Origin of the sequence: Roseicella aerolata (assembly GCF_020523605.1) — a bacterium.
Lineage (GTDB): Bacteria > Pseudomonadota > Alphaproteobacteria > Acetobacterales > Acetobacteraceae > Paracraurococcus > Paracraurococcus aerolatus.
Map to the genome: position 1 here is coordinate 1 of NZ_JAJAQI010000135.1, position 1,672 is coordinate 1,672.

Annotated in this window: 1 protein-coding gene; it reads left to right on the forward strand. The window is 73.0% G+C overall.

Translation table 11 applies throughout. The features are described 5' to 3' along the window. Nucleotides 1-274: 274 nt before the first annotated feature. Nucleotides 275-1,672: glycoside hydrolase family 15 protein (locus LHA35_RS28160; protein WP_226615018.1), on the forward strand; the 1,398-nt coding region annotated here is incomplete at its 3' end.

Consider the following 1,672-nt stretch of genomic DNA (forward strand, 5'->3'; position numbering starts at 1 on the left):
GGCCTGCCGGAAGGCGGACCGGCAGGCGGCGTGGCCGCGGAATGACGCGTCCGCTCCGGAGTTGGTCGTACTCCGGAGGGCCGGGGTGCGCCGGGCGTCGGAACTGGTCCAGGGCGCCGGCCTCAGGGCGCGCGAACCCGCGGAGGGGGAGTGGCCGCCAGGGGTGGCACCGCCGCTCCGACGGGCTGCCATGCTGCTTGCCTTCGACTTCTGCCCGATGTTGGCGGCTGCCCCGCGAGCCCGTCCGGCCGAGCCACTGTGGAGAGGAACCCCGATGGAAGCCCCTGGCGCCCCCGGCATCCCGCCGACCTGGACCAGCAGCGACAAGGACATGGTCGGCGCGAGCCTCGGCCCGTCGCGCCTGTGGTTCACGGTTGGGCACGGCATCGTCAACGAGGTCTACTGGCCGCGGGTGGACCTCCCGCAGATCCGCGACCTCGGTTTCATCGTCGCAGACGGCAAGGGCTTTTGGAGCGAGGTCAAGCGCGGCGCCGACTACACGATCGCCACGCCCGGCCCGGGCATCCCGGCGGTGCAGATCCTGCACCGGCACAGCCGCTTCGAGCTCGCGCTCCGCATCGCACCGGACCCGGACCGGGATGTCCTGCTCGTCGAGCTTGACCTGAAGGGCGACCCGGACCTCGCGCCCTACGCGCTGCTCGCGCCGCATCTGGGCGGCACCGGCAGCGGCAACCGGGCCGAGGTGTTCACCAACCGTGGCCGGGTGGTGCTCTGCGCCGAGCAGGGGCCGTTCGGTCTTGCCCTGGCGGCGGCCGACCCCGGACAGCGGGATGCCTGGCGCGGCGCGAGTGCCGGTTATGTCGGGATCAGCGACGGCTGGCAGGACTTCGCCCGCAACGGCGTGATGACCTGGGCCTATGACCGCGCGGGGCCGGGCAACGTGGCCCTCATGGGCAAGCTGCCGCGCCGTTCCGTGCTCGCGCTCGGCTTCGGCAGCGGCAAGGAGGCCGCGGCGACGCTGGCGATCTCGGCGCTCGCGCGGCCCTTCGAGGCGGTCTGGCGCGAGCAGGTGCGCGCCTGGCAGGCATGGCACACCGAGAAAGCGCACGCGACGGGCCTGCCGGGCGAGTTCCACGAGCAGGTCCATCTCTCGGCGATGGTGCTCAAGGCGCACCAGGACAAGACCTACCCGGGCGCCATGGTGGCGAGCCTCAGCGTCCCCTGGGGCAACAGCACGGACGACCCCGGCGGTTACCACCTCGTCTGGCCGCGTGACCTCGTGGAGAGCGCCGGCGCCCTCCTGGAACTCGGGGCGGCCGAGGAGGCCCGTGACGCCCTGCGCTATCTCATCGCCACGCAGCTCGACGATGGCCGCTGGGCGCAGAACCAGTGGCTGGGCGGCACACCGCGCTGGGGCGGCATCCAGCTCGATGAGGTCGGCTTCCCCGTCCTGCTCGCCGCGGCACTCGCCGAGCGCGAGGCCCTCGGCGGCATCGAGGCGCAGGATATGGTGCGACGGGCGCTGGCCTATCTGGTGCGGCACGGCCCGGCGACGGAGCAGGATCGCTGGGAGGAGACCGCCGGGATCAACCCCTTCACCCTGGCGGTGGCGATCGCCGCGCTCGTCGCCGGGGCCGAGTTCCTGGACGAGGCGGAGCGGGGCGACGTGCTCCTTCTGGCTGACGACTGGAACGCGCGCATCGAGGAGTGG